Raw genomic sequence first — 17,326 nt, 5'->3', positions numbered from 1 at the left:
TCTTCAAGAAAGTCAATATCATGTTTGCTTGTAGTCGCAATATTGTTTTGCTTCTCGTTCTAACTCAGCTATGTCTTGTCTCCAATATTCTAAACTGCGATCGCGCCTCCTCATATTTTCGGATGAAGGTTTAGGTAAACCTGTTTGTCGATTATATTTTCTATGTTGATCGGGTAAACCTTCAAAATCCTGAATATTGTCATTAGGAAAAATGCCTTTCGATCTTAGTAATTGTTCGCAGAAATATTGCCAGCAAAATTCATGATCGTGAATATCGCGTTCTAAGCAACGAAGACGTTTAACTGATAATTGAGTGTGAAAAAGTGTTTGTTCATTTTCATTATCTTTTCTAATGATAGAAGTTTCACTACCATCACCACGAAAAAACTCAACTACAAACCAATTACCGAAGTCAAAAACGCATATTTCTGTCGGGTCGCTGCCATCATTTAGTAAAATACTGACATCCTGATTGTTAAGATAATTACCTAAAATATTGACTGAACTTTCAGGTAATAAAATCTGAATACGTTCAAAGCGATCGCTATAGTTTGACCAAAATCCACTACGGCTTTTCAATCGTCTATGTTCGTGTTTTTCTAAGCTTACTCGATCTAAAACAAGGTTTGCTAATTTTTGGAAATCTTGATAGCTGACTGCACCAAGCCACTTTCGCATTGCTGCTTTAGCTTCTGAAGACAATTCATTCCAACGAGAGTTAGTTACAGGAGAACCATAATGTTGACTTAACCAATTAATCAATCCTGGATGTTCTGCACCAAGTTTAGGATCAACTAGAGTAAGTACAAGTTCTACAGCTTTAATTTGTTGTATTGTCTTCAATCTCCTCTAAACATTGCAACAGCCATTTAACTTGTTTTTGATTGGGAGTAGGTATTAGAGAAAATACAATGACAATATCGTCTAAAGCTTGCTCTAAAATTAAAGATTTGGTCGGAAGTTGATGTTTTTGAAATAGTTTATAAGGCGTAAGAAATTCTTGAAGACACAGTTTTACTAACCCATTAACTGGTTCAGATGTTGTAAGAACTTGAATTATTTTTAGTTTTTCTTTGTCTAATATATTTTGAGGTGAAAAAGCAGAATGATTTTCCACTAAAGATGAAGCTAAAGCTTGTTTGCCATTATAGTTAAGAACTAAATTCCAAAACAATCGCTGTTTTAGCCAAGTATTTTGTTCGGCTGCTTTCCAAATTTTTTTGGATGTAGATATACTTCTACCTGGATTTTTAGCATCCCATTTATCTTTGTTATAAAGACAATGAACCCATTCTAAAACAGTAATATTTTCAGTTTTACTATTTTCAATATCTTGAATAATTTCATCTAGATTAGAACGGGAAACAATCTGGCTTTTGGGTACACCAGCAGGTAAAGAGGGCGGTTTAAAACTAATATTTCTATCGTTTTCTACTAGCTTAGTTAGAGCATCAGCATTAACTTCTGGAAGTGGAGGTAAATGTATTTTGCGAAATTGAATATTCATTTTTGTAGTTATGGCTTAACAGTATCTTGCTTTAAATTCTCAAAGTTTACTTGTCGGAATTAAAAACGGAAAACAACTTTGCGATCGCTTAGATTATCTTTGCTCTTGTCTGCATCTATTTCACCTCTGCCAGATGCCAGAATTTTTTGCTTAAACTGTTGTTTAGTATCGAAGTTTAATTGTTGAGAAAAGATATAATCTGATACCGACAAAGTACGTCTAAGGCTTAATTCCATATTTGCTTTATCTGAGCCTTTAGAGCTAGTATGACCTTCTATAACGACACGAGTAATCTGGCGGTCAAATAATTCATCTGAGAAAATTATATTGCTATAAACAGGTATAAATTCTTTTAGAAAAAGCTTTCCTGCTGGTTTTAAATTTGCACTTCCCTCATCGAACAGAATGCTGTCCCCAATAGTTACTCCTCCTGTTTCTGGATCGACTTCAAAAGCATATTTATCCCCCAGTTTTTGGTGAAGTGCTTGTTGAATTGCAAGAGGAAGTTTTTTGTACAATTCTTGATATTCTTGAAGTTGAACTTGAACAACAATAAATAGCAAAGCAAAAAACATCAACAATCCAGACATCAAATCGCTAATAGATAACCAAATACCTGAGTTATCTTCTTCAAGTTCTGTATCTGGTTCAAAGTGTTCAAAAGAGTTCATAATTAATTACCGACATTGCTGTTTTTTAGGTCATTAGCAGCCGAAACCAAAAATTCAGCCACACTCATCAAACCGTGAGAAGTTTCATTTAATTTATTACAAACTTCGGCGGCAGCTTTATCGGCATCCTGTATACTTTTGCTATAAGTTTCATTAGCTTGTTTTAGGTAATCATCTAGATGCTTGTTGCCATCTTCTAGAGCTTCATTAAATTGCTCGGTCATACTTTGATAACTATGTTCTACGCGGTGTGCTTCACTACCAATAGTGCGAGCTAGTTCTTGTAGTTGACCTAAACGTTCGCTAGAAGTCATACCCATTGCACTAGCCAAATTATTTACAGTTTTGACTGTTTCTCCAATTCGGTTTAAACTTTGGTTTACTTGTGCGGTCATTTCTTTCCGTTGTGTTGCTTCTTCACTAAAGGTTTGCTGTAGGTTGACTACTACTCCTGCTAATCCTTCTCTTTGTTCTCCTAATGTGTCGTTGAGTAGGTTGTTCTGCTGGGTAAAGAAATCTTGTAAGGCTGCTTGATAATCAATGCGGAATTGTTCTAGTTCCTGTTGCACTGTAAGACGAGTATTTTGCAGCATTCCGCCAATATTGCTTAATGTACCGAGAAAATTATCGTTAGCTTGGCTCATCAATCCCGAAGCTTCTCTTCCTACTGTTACCAAAGTATTAGACTGATTCAAGAAGGCTTCGTTGGCTTTAACTAAAACACTTTCGGTAGAGATTTGAACATCCTGCAACATTTGCTTTTGCTGTTCGGCTTGGGTATTAAGTGCTGCTTGTAAGTCTTCTCTGATTCCTCTAAAAGTTTGAGATGCTTGGTTTGCGCTGGCTTCAAAAGCAGTTCGTTGTGCTTCCATTCCCGTAATACTTTGGTTTACTGCTTGCTGAATTTCTACAGCAACTTGTTCCATTACTCCTTGAGTATCTGTACGAAATTGACCGAGAATAGATTGTAAATCAGCAGCAAATTCCTGAAGACGAGTTAAAGTATCCTGTTGGAAACTTTGAATAGTTTCTACCGCACCAGCTAAACTTGTACTAATACCGCCTAATTCGTTTTTCAAATCTGTTACTGCTGCGGACGCTTCTTTGGTTAATTCTGCACTTTGATCCAATCTAATAACAACAGGTTCGATTAACTCATTGCGTAACTGTTTAACCAAAGTTTCTACAGTTTGTCCTTGACTTTCTTGGAGTTCGCGAAGTTGTTTTATCTCTTGAGAAATCGGATTAATTAAGAGTGTGAAATTATCGCTTGTCGCAGAAGCGATCGCCTTGGGAGTTAAATTAGATAAACTTGATGTATTGTCTACAAGCTGTTCGATTTTTTCTAAAGATTTTAATTCTGAAATTAGTGGTGCGATGCCTTCGGCTAGCTCCGCAATCGCACTTTTAACGGCATTAGCAATTACATCGGCACTCAAACCAGATAAATTATCAGCAACAGTTTGAAGAGTTTTAGCAACTTCTAAATTTTCTTCGTTATCTAATTGTGATAAAAGACGGTTGGGACTTTCTAAGAAGGCAATATCGCTCAGTTCTTTGCGTAACTTATTGCGAGATTTAGTCCGTTCTTGGATTCCAAAAGATAAATATCCAATAAAAAAAATAGCAGTCCCCATGCCAAACAGAGAAGTTAAAAAAGCTGTTTTCATTCCTGCTAATAACTTAGTGCTTGCAGCTATTAAGTTTTGAGTTTCGCTAATATTTCCTAAATCTATACCTTGTAAACCCAAGAAAATACCAGTAAAAGTTCCTAAAATACCAATTGCGGTTAATAGTGCAGGAGCAAAACTAACGGGACTTTGAGGTACTGGTTTTCCTAAAATAGACGGGTAAGACAGTAAAATAAAATCACCATTATTGTTTCGTTCTGGCTGAAAATCAGATGTCCTAAATTCTCCTTTAAGATGTTCTGATAACCATCTAACAATTTTGGTTTTTTCCTCTTGAGCTTTTATTATGAATCTATTATGATTGCTTTGGCTGTAGTTATTAGCTAATTCACTAATAGAACTTTTAGCAATTTGCAATTCTTTATTCTTATATTCATCTACAAATTTTTTTTCTTCTAACCCAATCCAAATTGCTACGCCGACAATAATCAAACAAAATAAAAAATTAATCATTTTTGTCTACTCCTTTAAAATCAACCTTTAACGAACTGCTGCAACTCTTGCGCTGACAAATTTTTTTCCGCGACTCTTACAGGCATATGTGCAGCATCTTTTCTACCATGTATTGATTTCATTAACTGCAAACCATAAAGGGGTTCGTCGTAATCTGAATTTAGGTTTGTGTCTACTGTCAGATAAACTCGACTTGGCGCATAGCTATGTAAGAGTCTTACCTGTAAACGTGCTTTTAAATCTCGTAGAGAATTAGCTAAAGAGTTATCTGCATGGTCAAATAAATCTTTAGCTTCTTTCCAAGCACGATTTACAGCTATTATTTCTGTGACTAGCTGTTCGATAGATGGATTTAAAAATTCCATTATTTTAATTTTCTCTAGATATCTATTTATATAGTTCCCATCCAAGCGAGAAAATTACTTAATATTTAATTAAAATCTATAATTTCTTGGATTTATTGAGATGTAGCAAATAATGCTTTATATTTATAGAACTGCTTATAAAAAGCTTATATATTCAAGATAATCGATCGCCTTAAACTGTGTTCAAGGCTCAAAAGAAAAGATTATTTTTTGCAGAGTAATCTTTTAGACAGCTAACTAAGTAAATTCTTGAATAATTTTCCTACTTCTGGGTTATAAACCAGCATATAGTTCCAATATTCAAATACCTAAATTTGATTAAGATTCTTCAAAAAAGTCAACATCATGTTTGCTTGTAGTCGCAATATTGTTTTGCTTCCCGTTCCAGTCTAACCATGTCTTGTCTCCAATATTCTAAACTGCGATCGCGCTGACTCATATTTTCGGATGAGGGTTTAGGCAGCCCTGTTTGAGTATTGTATTTACTAGACTTGTTCGTCAATAATATTGGCGTTGAGTAAAAGTGACTACCGATCCGCCACAAAAAGTTGTTTTAGATGGAGAAATAATTGGCACAATGCCGATTGAAGTTAAGTGTATCCCTGGTGGATTAACTGTTTTTGTTCCCCTAGAGTTTGAAGTTCAGGCTGATGAACAATTGGATAATTTACCTGGAGTAGAGGTCAAATCAAAATAGACCTCAATTAAAATAGCCTTAGCGATTAAACTAACGTCCAATCTCTCCAAAAAGATTTGCTTAAGCTTGATTCTTAGTTGTCGTCATCATCGCGATCGCGGCAATCACGGCGGTTATCATAGTCGCGATCGCGATTGGCTTTTCTTAAACCGCGTTAAATTCGGTCAAACACATCTTTAATTCCCATGTCGATCCTCTTGAATTAGTTTTTTAAATTTGCTTAATTCTGATGCTCAAAAAATTATTTGATAATTGATGTCAGCTAAGTTCAACATTAACTTCTTCAGATTCCTTACTTCCTGGTATGTCAGTAGTTATCTTGAGATGAGCTACGTTCATTACGCCGACACCAACTTCTAATGTCACTCGCTCGCCATTTAGCTCTTTTTCTCGTACTCGTTGACCAGCCACTTGAATCACATCTAAAGCTTGATCGACCGCAGCTTGGATAGCTTCCTCCGTAATTTCTTCTATTTTGCCGTCGGTAATGTTAGAAACTTGATTTGCGACTTTCTTACCTGTTTTCTCAACTGCACCAGTGACTCGATTCATTAACTTTTTGCTTTGTTGAGGAATGTTTTCTAAATTCATTATTTTATTAGCAAACTAAATGGTAAATTCTTTGGTTTAGTTCGCTATTTCATATCACCACAAGGCAATTTTGAATTCATCCTCCTTAAGATAGTGATGTGTATTTTGGAACGAAGCTTTTCAGCAGAAAAAGGATAGAAAATAATTTCTTATTAATTGATTTAAAATTTAATCTTCGGAATACTAAACCTTCCACGGTCAGAACTAGATAAAATCTGAGATTGATTTAAGTTACAAAAGGCTTATTTTATACTTAATGTTTCTTTAAACTTTTTATTGGTTTTACATCACAGATTCGGTAGAGCCATAATTACTGAGCTTATAAAATTGACTAATAGATGAATTTCTATCTATTAATATTAAGAGTGTGAGGAATAGGAGTAAATGTGAGAGTAAAAAAATCGATTTTACAGAGTAAAGTTATTTTTAAAATCTTGTCTAGTCATAGGTTGATTAATTATCAATCCTTCTTGACCTAATGTTTTAAGCGGTTTTCCTTCAACATTAATCCAGACAGGAACATCAGGATTTGAGCTAGTAGCCGTATAAATAATTTGGGCTAATCTACTGCTCATAGCGGCACTACCGCCACCAGCAACAAATTCTTTAGATAAGTTCAGGTCAATGCCTTTTTTATCTACAGTTAAACCCAATAACTTAGTTCCTTGAGGAATAGCCGTAGTGTATTGAGAGTCTTCAGGTGGACTAGATAACAAAGTTTTAAAAGCAGTTTCTAAGACTTGCTCAGATTTAACCGACTTTTCAAAAGTCATCGTCTTAGAAACCAATTCAATCTTGTTTCCTTGGGGATTGAGCCAGCAAATCTGGACAACTTTTTCTTGCGTAATGGGTTTGGGCGCGCTTGGTGTTTGGTCTTCTACTATGGGAGAAGGATGGGGCTGAGTTTTACTAGCGTCTCGCTCTAAAGAAGATTTTGCCCACCAAGCAGCACCTCCCCCCGCAGCCAGAATAATCCCCGTGATTACTGCTACCACAGGCAGAGAAAAGCGATTTTTATTTTGATCCTGCATGGATAATACTCCTGCTTAAGAGAAATAGGTAAAAGACAAAAAAACAAGTTTAAAGTTAGGGAATTGCTTTTATCTCCTTTGAAGACAATTGTGATCCTTTTGTTTCCAGCTTGAGGAAGCCAACTAACTTTAGTTTATCCTCGTCGATCTCTAATTGTAAGACACGAGCTAAGATTCCGTCTGCTTGTAGAGAGTCTAAATCAAGGCGATCGCTAATGCCTTCGGCAAAACCATTAAGTAGCCTGGATGACATAGGACGACCGTTTACAGTTCCTTGTGGCTCGGTAATGCGAATTGTTTTACCCTTAAAAACTCTGATTTTCAATTCCAAGGCGATCGCTAATTCCCTACTAGGTCTAGAAAGAGAACCTTTGGCAGTTTCATCGACTTCGAAATTATTTACGGGTCTATTTAATTTAAATTTGACTCTTAAGCGATTTGCAGGGAGTAATGCCACCTGAAGATCTCGTAATTGATAGGCAATATTTGTTGAACCAGCCCTACGAGCTATAAGGCGATTGAGGTTTTTTGACAATTTTGCCAAAATTTCAGGAGATTCTAGAGCTTGATTCAGATTAGCTTCGGTTAAGACTAGTTTCCCCGCTCCCTGTAAAGGCTGCTTCAAAGACTCTCTTAATTCACCGATGTTATTAAAATTTAATTTTGCTAAATCAACATCTAAGGGATCTGTTTCCAGTTCTAAAACTGCAATTTCTAGATTGGGCTTAACTTTTAAGTCTCTAGCAGCAATTCTAACTTTTGATAATTTTCCTTGAGCAATTTGATAATTAGGAGTGTTGTCAATTCTAATTGCTTGCTTTTGAGAACTAATAATTTGGGACTTAATTCGATGAGCAGCTACAGAATCCAAAATTGTGCCTCCACTTGAGGTCAGAGACAGCAACCCAGCTAGCACTATTGTCAGAATTTCCATAGAGATATTAGCAGTTAGGGCAAGTTAGAGCGGGTGGAAACGCAACTGTCTCGCAAAGCGCCTTTGTGTTTAAGAAGCTGTCTTGAGACAGTACATGCGGACAAGCGCGAAAAGCGAAGCGAGGCGGTCTTGGGGGTTTCCCCGCAGGGCTGGGTACAGCCCAGAGCGTCGCTGGACGCGACTCAACGCTTCGCGTTGTGCAGCCATCGCTTCAAGAAGCCGTTGCGGGGGTTCCCCCCGTTGAGCAAACTGTCGAGGTTGAGTATGAAGTTTCATACTCAAAAGCCGCCGTTCCTGCAAGACTGAGATGCGGACGAAGCGTCCTTTCTCGCTGTTCCACACCCGCTTCGGCAGTTAGGGCAGTTAAAGCAGTATTTAACTATAAGGGATTAACCATAAAAAGCAAGAAGACTGCTATCTCCTCATCCGCGATCCCTTACCCCTTCATTATCCTGGATCGACTCTCATCAAAACTTGCCCAAACTCTACTGGTTCGCCATTTTGGACAGATATTTCCATAACTCGTCCTGATACTTCTCCTTCTATTTCGTTCATTAGCTTCATCGCTTCAATAATACAGACCGTATCTCCTTTATTAATGCGATCGCCTACGGCAGCAAAAGAGTCTTCATCTGGAGCAGGGGCAGAATAAAATATCCCTACCATAGGCGATGTAATATCTACCCATTTTTTGTCATCTACGGTAGGAGTAATAGGTGCTACTTCTGGGGTAGCCACAGTTTGACTGCCGATCGCTCCAGGGATATTTATTGACTCAACAGCAGTGGAAGGTGCGACAGTAGCTTGAGGAATAGAAACTGCACTTTGCCCTGTTTGTTTTTTGACAACCAATTCAAAATCGCTATTTTTGAGAGTTAACTCTGTAATATCAGTTTGAGAGATCGCCTTTAGCAAATCACGAAGTTCTTGAAAATTTATAGACACAAACTATACAACCATTATTCTAGTAATTTTGCCAGATCTCCAAGATAGCTGTGTAGTATTACATATCTAAGAGATTAAGAAACTCGTTGCTCAATTCAGGAGGAGATTAATTTTCTCTACCCAAGTAAGAACCATCACGAGTATCAACTTTAATTTTTTCACCGATAGAGATAAACAAAGGTACCATTACCTGCGCTCCAGTTTCAACGATGGCAGGTTTTGTACCTCCTGTCGCCGTATCTCCTTTAACTCCAGGATCGGTATCGGTAATTTCTAAGACTACTGAAGTAGGTAACTCGATCTCCAATACTCTTTCGTCCCAGAAAATAACATTAACCTCCATTTCTTCTTTAAGAAAATTAATGCGATCGCCCAAGTTCTCTCCACTCATGCGCGTTTCTTCATAGGTTTGCATATCCATAAAGACAAATTCTTCTCCATCTTTGTAGGTGTGCTGCATGGTGCGCTTTTCTAAATTTGCTTGGGGAACAGTTTCACCAGCGCGAAAGGTTTTTTCTACCGTATTACCCCCTTGCACATTTTTGAGCTTAGTTCTGACAAAAGCAGAACCTTTGCCTGGTTTGACGTGAAGAAATTCTACTACTCGCCAGACAGAGCCATCAAGCTCAACAGTAACCCCTGTGCGAAAGTCATTACTAGAAATCATGAAGCTAAAAATACTTGCTTAGAGATCGACATTTAATTGTACCTGATGGAGGACTTTAAAAAGGATCGAGTAGGTAATAAATTATCTTTAAGTCTTCAAATCTCTATTTAGCCAATTTTCAGTCTCCTTTAATTAAGAGTAATTAAGCACTAAACAAGTAAAGAAATGTTGACAAAGGCTAGTGAGAATGAAATAGCCCTAGAAGCAAATTACTTTAAACTCAAAACTTGAGTAAAAGTTTCAGCCATTCAAAAAGGTATAAATTGAGTTCGGGTCTTAAAATCCTTGATATGACTGGATTTGTTGTGCAATAAGCCGAAACTTAGTCATATCTTATTCTTTTTTGCCAAACTCTTCATTGAAAGTTAATAATTTTTAATAGGCAACAAGTTATACTACAAACTAGATAAGTAAATTTTTTGCTGAAATTGATCTTTCAGTAAAATGTATTGTTTTTCAGGCAAATGATACTATTTTGCTGTTTTTTATTTAACACTAGAAAATTTCAAGCAATAGTCCTGCGCATAATATAGTCAACTACATCATATAGAAAAAAATACCAAACTTAAAATTAATTAGATCTATGAATCCAGAAGTATCGATAATAATCCCCACTTACAATAGCGAGAATTATATTGCTAAAGCTTTAAAATCTGTTTTGAATCAAACCTACAGTAATTTTGAAATAATATTGATTGATGATGCCTCAAGCGACTCTACGGTGGATATTGCCCGTAGCTTTAACGATAAAAGACTCAAAATAATTGCCAATAAATACAATCGCGGCGTGAGTTATGGACGCAACTGTGGCATCAAACAAGCAAAAGGACAGTGGATTGCACTTTTGGATTCTGATGATTGGTATGCACCTCAGCGACTTGAAAGGTTATTGTCTGTAGCGAAAAAACGCTGTGTAGACATGATTGCAGATAATTTGTTGCTTATTCAAGAGCAAGCAACAAAGTATTGGAGTACCCTTTTGCAAGAAAATGCACAGGATCTATCTTCTGCAAAACTGATTAATGCTGTAGAATTTGTGACAAGCGATCGCCCATCTTCTATTGGTGCTAAACGCAACTGGAGTCTCGGTTATCTAAAACCTCTAATTAGAAAAGAATTTTTAATTAAAAACAATATTTGGTACGATGAAGCTTTAAACGTTGGTGAAGATTTTAGTTTCTACTTGGAATGCTTAAGACATCGAGGACGTTTTTATCTTATTCCCGAAGCCTACTACTATTATCAAACTCGCTCTCTTTCTCTATCTACCAGAAAACCTACAGAATATCTATCTCAGTCTTGTGAAATAACTCAACGCTTTATCAATCAGGAAAACTGTGTCTCTACAGATAGTAAATTGCTTGAAGCTTTAGCTCAAAATTTAGCAGCTTTTGAAAGAAGATTGGCTTATCATCATTTATTAGAAAATATCATGAGCAAAAAAATACAGAGAATTTATCAACAGATAGTTGAGAAACCTTATCTTTTGGCAGATGTAACTAGTAGACTGCTTTATGTTTTCGTTAATAAATTGGCATCTAAACTAGATTTGAAGAAGGTTTATCAAAATATTAATGCTTCTTACCCTAAAAAACCAATTTTTACTTCTGAAATCTCGAAATAATTGAGCATCTAAACAGACAATATAATAAAGAGAAAACCAACTCTAACTCTCAGTTTAGATAGACTTTGTTGCTTGGCTTTTCAGATTTACTAAAATTGGAAATATATTTTAAATTGATGACTATAAATAAATAAGCACAACTTTTTTTGTTAATCTTTAGTTTCAGAGAAATTAAATTCTTTTTAATCTAAAATTAACTTAAATGAAAAACACTGTCATATTTGAACAAAAGCTGGCTTTTGGGGCAGAAAATTTTGAAGAACCTGCATTTTTAACCAAAGACACTTTGTTTTGGCTGCAAAACGGTCAAAAACAACAGTTGGCTCTTCAAGACGTGGTGGGTGTTTCTTTAGTTGAGCAAGAACAAATAGATTTTCCCTGTATCTTAGTTCATACTTATCTTCTGACTAAAACCGATCATTCAGCTAGAAGCCAGCCAAGAGTGTTGCGTGAATACTGTTTTGCTTGTCCAAATTTAAAAGTGCGATCGCAATGGCACAGGGCAATTATCAATACACTAAGAGCAAAGCCTGTCGATGCCATCGTTAAACCCCGACATTTACAGGTTGTTATTAACCCCACTAGTGGTAAGAACAAAGCTGCTCAAATATTTGAGCAGGTACGTCCTCTTTTTGACAAGAGCAACCTAAAATATACCGTTACTAAAACCCGTAGTGCAGCAGATACCAAAAACTTAGTTCACAACTTAAACTTGTCAGATACAGACGGACTAGTTATTGTGGGAGGAGACGGCACAATTCATGATGCGATCGCTGATTTGATGAGTCGTTCAGATTGGGAAACGGCAATTAAACTCCCTTTAGGTATCATTCCTGGAGGCACAGGCAATGGCTTTTGCAAAACTTTATTGGAATTGTCTAAAGAAGCTTATCATCCTTTAAACGCTGCTTTTTTGATTGCTAAAGGTAGACAGCAAACCTTCGATCTGGCTACGGTCAAGCAAAATGGCAAAGAATACTATTATAGCTTTCTCTCTCTAGCTTGGGGATTGATTAGCGATGCTGATATTGAGTCGGAAAAGCTCAAGTTTTTAGGTTCTCTAAGGTTCGATGTATATGCCTTGATGCTGATTAGTTTATTACGCACCTATAAAGGTAGATTTTCTTTTATTCCTCATCCAGAATGCAATATTCCCTCAGACAAGAATATCTCTAGCCAAGGAGAATGGCGCGTAATTGAAGCTGATTTTATTTTTCTTTGGGCAATGAATGTGCCTTGGGCAGCCGAGGATATGAACGTTACGCCTCATGCCCAGTTAAACGATGGGGCGATGGATGTGCTAATTATGCGTCAAGGAACATCCCGTCTAGAATTACTCAAAGCCTTGTTGCGCTGCGGTAAAGGTCAACATTTAGATTTACCCCACATGGAATACTACAAAGTTAGTGCTTTTCGACTTGAGCCGTTAACTGACAAGGGTATTTTAGTGGTGGATGGTGAAGTTGTAGACTACTCACCCATCGAAATGAAGGTTGTTTCTGATTTAGCCTGCGTTAATTGTTGAACTACATTTTTCCTCTGGTAAAAATTGCCTTTGTAGTTGAAAAAATATATTCGTGCAAGAGGTCTAATAATGATTTTTATGTTGATCTTTAAAAAGTGAGCGAATAGTAGAATTTATCCTATTTTTACTATTCGCTCAAAACAAGTATTTTATTAACCCTTGATGATAGATCAATCAATTATCAACTTATCAAGAAAGTAGTTGATTTCTTTAATTAACCATTCTTTTTCAACTCGTTTTATGTATCTGCCAAATTGTTTAGCCTTTGTTCCTTCAACAATAAAACATCTAGCAACAACTGAACGTGAATAATATTGTTCATCATAAGAGTAACCAGATAAGAAATTATACCCAATTTCTGCTTTTGTAATATATTTCGTCTCACCAGATATTTTTCGCTTTAAGCCAAACAAACTATATGTTAAATAAAAGTTTTGCTGATTAATTTCAAGCTTGGTAACTCCAAAAGTAGAGAAAAAATAATTGAACGAAAAATAAGATAAAGCAGTTACTACTGGAACAGCTAAAATACTACGTATCATTAGATCCTGATTGACTGACAAAACTTTCAAGAAATATTGTAGGAATAAGTTAAAACTTTGAACTCCAACTGATCTGCTCGTTTTTGATATTGCGATCGTGATGCCATTGCAGGTGAGGGATCTTGATTACTAGAGAAAGTCACGCAATGAAGTAAATTCCAACCATTAATGAGTGCAGCTTTGACCCAATCCCAACCAATCCTAAAATAGCTATTACCACGAAACCAATGAGTATCAACCCATCTTCGTTTGCCAATACGAACTACCTCAACACCTTGGGCACTAACGTAGAGAGTAGCCACAGATAAGATAAACCACAAACGGGACAAAGCGCATACATCTCGAATCATCGAGCGTTGAACATTCCAACCACCAGATTGGTCATCTAAAAAATTCGCTTCGATATCAAAACGTAATCCATATTCAGCAAAGGTTTGTAGAGTAGTTTTTTCATTACTGACAATTGCCCATAGTTCGCCGTTAACGTTGTTGCGACCAAGAATCACATGAACTTTGCCAGAAAATTCACCTTTGTGAATCTGTACGTTGTGTAAGCAAATTGCCTCTGCTAAATGAAAGTGAAAGTTTTTAGGTTGACCAGGGCTTCGCCCTACACGATGCGAAGCATCGAAGTCGTCCGAAGGACGGACGATCTGGGCGATAGCCCTGTGGCGCGAAGTGTGAGGTGAACGCTCTCTGCGTTCCGACGTCTCCTCGGGAACGGCGACGGACAGAGAGTCCGTGTATGAAGTAAAACAGCTGCATGAAGTATGAAGTATGAGGTATGAAGTATGAAGTAAAACAGCTACTTCTTCCTTCGTATGAGGTACAAAAAATCTTTCTTCCTTCTTCCTTCAAACTTCTTCCTTCAAACTTCGTAAACAGCTACTTCCTCCTACATGCGGACAAGTCCTTTGTTCCACTATAGTTGCAAGCCCCGTCGTTCACGATCGCTCTTAGTTTGGTAGAGGTACCAGGGCTTCGCCCTACACGATGCGAAGCATCGAAGTCGTCCGAAGGACGGACGATCTGGGCGATAGCCCTGTGTATGAGGTATGAAGGCGCGAAGTATGAGGTGTGAGGTATGAGCTACAAAAAATCCTTCCCGAATTCCGAATTCCTTCTTCCTTCAAACTTCAAACTTCTTCCTTCGTATGAGGTACAAGCCCTCGAACAAACTTGAAACTTCGCGCCTTCATACTTCTGTCTTCAAACTTCTGTTGACACCAACTTCCACGCCAAATCCAGGTATTACTCTTAATTCGGAGACGATAATGCCATCCTAGTTGAGTTGTCAGCATGGTCATCAATTCGGTATGTATAAATCCTCGCTCCGCGAGTAAAATTACCTTAACTGATTCTCGTAGCCTAACTTGTGCCTGCTTAATCATCTCTCGATAATCGGTAACTGAAATACTAGCACTTTCATGGTTCATCACTCTCCACACCAACGGTAAAGCTCTCCCTCGATGAATAACCCAAAGCCGCACAAGGCAATACTCATCCCAGAACAGTGAAGTGTCTAATGCCAAAAATATTTTTGATTCTGACCAATCATCAAGTGCTGCTTTGACCAAGGACTTTCTGATTCGATGGACATTGATTCGAGGATTGTTTAGCCAACGCTGAATACGTCTCTGTCTACCCCCAGCCAACTTCCCTCGACCAGGGATGTACATCGACCATTTTGTCAGGTTGACATTGCCCGTGTGTATTAAAGCAATTATCATCCAAATACAAGTTTGAAGATGACATAAATGTAACCAGTCAGTAGCTTGACCAGGGCTTCGCCCTACACGATGCGAAGCATCGAAGTCGTCCGAAGGACGGACGATCTGGGCGATAGCCCTGTGGCGCGAAGTGTGAGGTGAACGCTCTCTGCGTTCCGACGTCTCCTCGGGAACGGCGACGGACAGAGAGTCCGTGTATGAAGTAAAACAGCTGCATGAAGTATGAAGTATGAGGTATGAAGTATGAAGTAAAACAGCTACTTCTTCCTTCGTATGAGGTACAAAAAATCTTTCTTCCTTCTTCCTTCAAACTTCTTCCTTCAAACTTCGTAAACAGCTACTTCCTCCTACATGCGGACAAGTCCTTTGTTCCACTATAGTTGCAAGCCCCGTCGTTCACGATCGCTCTTAGTTTGGTAGAGGTACCAGGGCTTCGCCCTACACGATGCGAAGCATCGAAGTCGTCCGAAGGACGGACGATCTGGGCGATAGCCCTGTGTATGAGGTATGAAGGCGCGAAGTATGAGGTGTGAGGTATGAGCTACAAAAAATCCTTCCCGAATTCCGAATTCCTTCTTCCTTCAAACTTCAAACTTCTTCCTTCGTATGAGGTACAAGCCCTCGAACAAACTTGAAACTTCGCGCCTTCATACTTCTGTCTTCAAACTTCTATTGACTCATCCATTGATTCAAGGCATTGTAGAGACGGGAGTTTTGATTCACAGTATTCTGAAATTATGAGTGGTATCTAATCTCAGAGTGCTGACTCCCCTTGCTTTGTGTCAATCCCTCAACTCTTTACTGAATCTCTATTCTCAGGTTTTTCTCTTCATCTTTTGTCAGTCAACCAGCTTCAGTTGTCCGCCAACTATTTTCTACTAAAGTAAAAAGAGATTTCCCAGAGATGAATTTTTGAACTAAATACCAGTGTTTTTCGTGGGTATTATCTATCTGAAAATAATTAGATAATCAGGAATTCTAGGATGTTTTAATTGAGCGAGAATACTAGCTTCTCTTTCAAACATTTCTAATATTTTCCAGTTGCTTGTCTGCTGTAGAGATAAAACCTTTAAAGCTACTAATTGTTCGTTTTTAAGATCGAGTGCTTTGTAAGTTTCCCCGCCTAGACCTGCTCCCAAAAAATCTATAATCCGATATTGCTCTACTATTAGTTTTTCTAACTCATGCTGCATTTTTAAGATATGTCTGAAATAACTTGCTTTCTATATGATTAATTCAATTATAAATGTACGATTTAAACTTAATGTAAAGCATATAAATATCCATTATCGCAGAAAGTGTAGATGACTTTATCAGCAATTACAGGAGAAGAAAATTGGATTGTTGAGCTTCCTGCAAATCTCTTACTTAAGTTATTGAATATTTGAGGTAGCCAGAGATTAGGTTTTAAGATCCACCAATCGGGTTCGGGTGCAGCAAACTCCCATAACTCTTTTCCCGATTCTGCTTCAATTGCATTGATAGCTCCTGAACGCTCACAATAAATAATTCCATCTGCTAGTGAAATACTGTTGATTCGTTGAATAGCACGCCCTAATTTCTGCCATGATTTTTCCTGGCTTTTAATATTTATCGCACACAGAGAACCAATGCCTATCCCTATATAGATAAACTCGTCGTCAACTACTAGTGGGCATAACGGAGAAAGGTAATATGTATCCTCTATCTGAGATTGCCAGATTTCTGTTCCCTCTTCAGCATCTATGGCATAGATAATACTATTTTTAACTCCTATATAAACCACATTATTAACTATAACAGGAAGGGAAAATAGCCATCTTAATTGACCTATTTCAAATTTCCATTTTTTTTGCCTTGTATTAACATCTACGGCATAAATATTACCATTCTCACTACCAATATAAAGAACTCCATTTCTCAATGTAGGAGGAGTTACGGCCATATCTTTAATAGTTTTAAATCTCCATTTTTCCTGACCAGTCTCCACATCTAAAGCATAAAGATTTCCATCTATACAATTAGCGTAAAGAACATTATTGTAAATTACTGGATTGGAATAGCGAATAAAATTGATTGATGACCTCCACTTTATCCTCCGTGTTTCAATACTTATTGCGTAAAGGTTTCCATTCTTTTCACTAGCGTAGATTGTTTGATTATGTAATATTAAATTATCTATGCTAGTACTACCTATTTTTATTCTCCAATTTGAGCATTTATTGCATACAAATATCCTTTTTTATTACATAGATAAATTACTCGATCAGTAATAACTAAAGGACAGTTAAGACCAGTATTTGATGGGATTATTTCTGGATTAGAATCTATTAGTAGCTTCCACTTTATTCCCCTTAAGTTGCGAAGACCTTGA

19 protein-coding genes are annotated in these 17,326 nt (G+C 37.3%); 3 read left to right on the top strand and 16 right to left on the bottom strand.

Annotation, left to right across the window (positions count from 1 at the left end; genetic code table 11):
- Positions 1-18: 18 nt before the first annotated feature.
- The 6 genes from SLP02_RS00635 to SLP02_RS00610 all read right to left on the bottom strand — a co-directional run bounded on the left by SLP02_RS00635 (position 19) and on the right by SLP02_RS00610 (position 5,189).
- The gene (locus SLP02_RS00635; RefSeq protein ID WP_319418722.1) at positions 19-843 is read right to left on the bottom strand and encodes an EH signature domain-containing protein; all 825 of its coding nucleotides are present in this window, start codon (positions 841-843) and stop codon (positions 19-21) included.
- Positions 821-1,507 (bottom strand): hypothetical protein, encoded by a 687-nt coding sequence (locus tag SLP02_RS00630; protein WP_319418721.1) that lies wholly within the window; start codon positions 1,505-1,507, stop codon positions 821-823. Before SLP02_RS00630 ends, SLP02_RS00635 begins: the two co-directional genes overlap by 23 nt.
- A 59-nt stretch (positions 1,508-1,566) precedes the next feature.
- Positions 1,567-2,178: an OmpA/MotB family protein gene (locus SLP02_RS00625; protein WP_319418720.1), complete on the bottom strand. Its 612-nt coding sequence runs from the start codon at positions 2,176-2,178 to the stop codon at positions 1,567-1,569.
- A 2-nt stretch (positions 2,179-2,180) separates the two neighbouring features.
- Positions 2,181-4,322: a hypothetical protein gene (locus tag SLP02_RS00620; RefSeq protein WP_319418719.1), complete on the bottom strand. Its 2,142-nt coding sequence runs from the start codon at positions 4,320-4,322 to the stop codon at positions 2,181-2,183.
- A gap of 20 nt (positions 4,323-4,342) precedes the next feature.
- Positions 4,343-4,687: a hypothetical protein gene (locus SLP02_RS00615; protein WP_319418718.1), complete on the bottom strand. Its 345-nt coding sequence runs from the start codon at positions 4,685-4,687 to the stop codon at positions 4,343-4,345.
- A 343-nt stretch (positions 4,688-5,030) separates the two neighbouring features.
- The gene (locus SLP02_RS00610; RefSeq protein WP_319418717.1) at positions 5,031-5,189 is read right to left on the bottom strand and encodes a hypothetical protein; all 159 of its coding nucleotides are present in this window, start codon (positions 5,187-5,189) and stop codon (positions 5,031-5,033) included.
- A 21-nt stretch (positions 5,190-5,210) separates the two neighbouring features.
- On the opposite strand from SLP02_RS00610, the gene SLP02_RS00605 reads away from it, so the two are divergent.
- Positions 5,211-5,384 (top strand): hypothetical protein, encoded by a 174-nt coding sequence (locus SLP02_RS00605; protein ID WP_319418716.1) that lies wholly within the window; start codon positions 5,211-5,213, stop codon positions 5,382-5,384.
- Positions 5,385-5,642: 258 nt separating this feature from the next.
- On the opposite strand, the gene SLP02_RS00600 is transcribed toward SLP02_RS00605, so the two are convergent.
- The 5 genes from SLP02_RS00600 to efp all read right to left on the bottom strand — a co-directional run bounded on the left by SLP02_RS00600 (position 5,643) and on the right by efp (position 9,552).
- Positions 5,643-5,975, bottom strand: coding sequence for a hypothetical protein (locus SLP02_RS00600; protein WP_319418715.1), 333 nt, complete (start codon positions 5,973-5,975; stop codon positions 5,643-5,645).
- 407 nt (positions 5,976-6,382) lie between these two features.
- Positions 6,383-7,006: a GerMN domain-containing protein gene (locus SLP02_RS00595; RefSeq protein WP_319418714.1), complete on the bottom strand. Its 624-nt coding sequence runs from the start codon at positions 7,004-7,006 to the stop codon at positions 6,383-6,385.
- Positions 7,007-7,061: 55 nt separating this feature from the next.
- A complete protein-coding gene (locus SLP02_RS00590; protein ID WP_319418713.1) occupies positions 7,062-7,940 on the bottom strand; it encodes an LmeA family phospholipid-binding protein in 879 nt (292 codons plus the stop codon).
- A 447-nt stretch (positions 7,941-8,387) separates the two neighbouring features.
- Positions 8,388-8,885, bottom strand: coding sequence for an acetyl-CoA carboxylase biotin carboxyl carrier protein (gene accB / locus SLP02_RS00585; protein WP_319418712.1), 498 nt, complete (start codon positions 8,883-8,885; stop codon positions 8,388-8,390).
- A 106-nt stretch (positions 8,886-8,991) separates the two neighbouring features.
- Complete coding sequence (efp, locus tag SLP02_RS00580) at positions 8,992-9,552, bottom strand: elongation factor P (protein WP_319418711.1); 561 nt, start codon at positions 9,550-9,552, stop codon at positions 8,992-8,994.
- 583 nt (positions 9,553-10,135) lie between these two features.
- Between efp and SLP02_RS00575 the strand changes: the two genes are divergently transcribed.
- Positions 10,136-11,176, top strand: a complete 1,041-nt coding sequence (locus tag SLP02_RS00575) for a glycosyltransferase family 2 protein (RefSeq protein ID WP_319418710.1) — start codon at positions 10,136-10,138, stop codon at positions 11,174-11,176.
- Positions 11,177-11,378: 202 nt separating this feature from the next.
- Complete coding sequence (locus SLP02_RS00570; RefSeq protein WP_319418709.1) at positions 11,379-12,701, top strand: diacylglycerol kinase family protein; 1,323 nt, start codon at positions 11,379-11,381, stop codon at positions 12,699-12,701.
- 170 nt (positions 12,702-12,871) lie between these two features.
- Here SLP02_RS00570 and SLP02_RS00565 read toward each other — a convergent pair whose 3' ends face one another.
- From SLP02_RS00565 to SLP02_RS00545, 5 genes are all read right to left on the bottom strand, one after another.
- Entirely contained in the window at positions 12,872-13,264 is a 393-nt protein-coding gene (locus SLP02_RS00565) for a hypothetical protein (RefSeq protein ID WP_319418708.1), read from the bottom strand.
- A 5-nt stretch (positions 13,265-13,269) separates the two neighbouring features.
- Positions 13,270-13,749 carry a hypothetical protein gene (locus SLP02_RS00560; RefSeq protein WP_319418707.1) on the bottom strand — a complete coding sequence of 160 codons (480 nt, stop codon included), beginning with the start codon at positions 13,747-13,749 and terminating at the stop codon, positions 13,270-13,272.
- Positions 13,750-14,379: 630 nt separating this feature from the next.
- Complete coding sequence (locus tag SLP02_RS00555; RefSeq protein WP_319418706.1) at positions 14,380-14,973, bottom strand: hypothetical protein; 594 nt, start codon at positions 14,971-14,973, stop codon at positions 14,380-14,382.
- A 947-nt stretch (positions 14,974-15,920) separates the two neighbouring features.
- Entirely contained in the window at positions 15,921-16,166 is a 246-nt protein-coding gene (locus tag SLP02_RS00550) for a protein kinase domain-containing protein (RefSeq protein WP_319418705.1), read from the bottom strand.
- Between the two features lie 68 nt (positions 16,167-16,234).
- Positions 16,235-17,149: an outer membrane protein assembly factor BamB family protein gene (locus SLP02_RS00545; protein ID WP_319423638.1), complete on the bottom strand. Its 915-nt coding sequence runs from the start codon at positions 17,147-17,149 to the stop codon at positions 16,235-16,237.
- Positions 17,150-17,326 lie beyond the last annotated feature (177 nt).

The sequence above is a fragment of the Pleurocapsa sp. FMAR1 genome, assembly GCF_963665995.1.
Lineage (GTDB): Bacteria > Cyanobacteriota > Cyanobacteriia > Cyanobacteriales > Xenococcaceae > Waterburya.
This window is presented reverse-complemented; position numbering and strand designations above follow the sequence as displayed.

Bases quoted from the DNA above. Each gene is read 5' to 3' on its own strand.
- SLP02_RS00630 (WP_319418721.1), bottom strand. From the start codon at position 1,507: ATGAATATTCAATTTCGCAAAATACATTTACCTCCACTTCCAGAAGTT.
- SLP02_RS00625 (WP_319418720.1), bottom strand. From the start codon at position 2,178: ATGAACTCTTTTGAACACTTTGAACCAGATACAGAACTTGAAGAAGAT.
- SLP02_RS00620 (WP_319418719.1), bottom strand. From the start codon at position 4,322: ATGATTAATTTTTTATTTTGTTTGATTATTGTCGGCGTAGCAATTTGG.
- SLP02_RS00615 (WP_319418718.1), bottom strand. From the start codon at position 4,687: ATGGAATTTTTAAATCCATCTATCGAACAGCTAGTCACAGAAATAATA.
- SLP02_RS00600 (WP_319418715.1), bottom strand. From the start codon at position 5,975: ATGAATTTAGAAAACATTCCTCAACAAAGCAAAAAGTTAATGAATCGA.
- SLP02_RS00595 (WP_319418714.1), bottom strand. From the start codon at position 7,006: ATGCAGGATCAAAATAAAAATCGCTTTTCTCTGCCTGTGGTAGCAGTA.
- SLP02_RS00590 (WP_319418713.1), bottom strand. From the start codon at position 7,940: ATGGAAATTCTGACAATAGTGCTAGCTGGGTTGCTGTCTCTGACCTCA.
- efp (WP_319418711.1), bottom strand. From the start codon at position 9,552: ATGATTTCTAGTAATGACTTTCGCACAGGGGTTACTGTTGAGCTTGAT.
- SLP02_RS00575 (WP_319418710.1), top strand. From the start codon at position 10,136: ATGAATCCAGAAGTATCGATAATAATCCCCACTTACAATAGCGAGAAT.
- SLP02_RS00570 (WP_319418709.1), top strand. From the start codon at position 11,379: ATGAAAAACACTGTCATATTTGAACAAAAGCTGGCTTTTGGGGCAGAA.
- SLP02_RS00555 (WP_319418706.1), bottom strand. From the start codon at position 14,973: ATGATAATTGCTTTAATACACACGGGCAATGTCAACCTGACAAAATGG.
- SLP02_RS00550 (WP_319418705.1), bottom strand. From the start codon at position 16,166: ATGCAGCATGAGTTAGAAAAACTAATAGTAGAGCAATATCGGATTATA.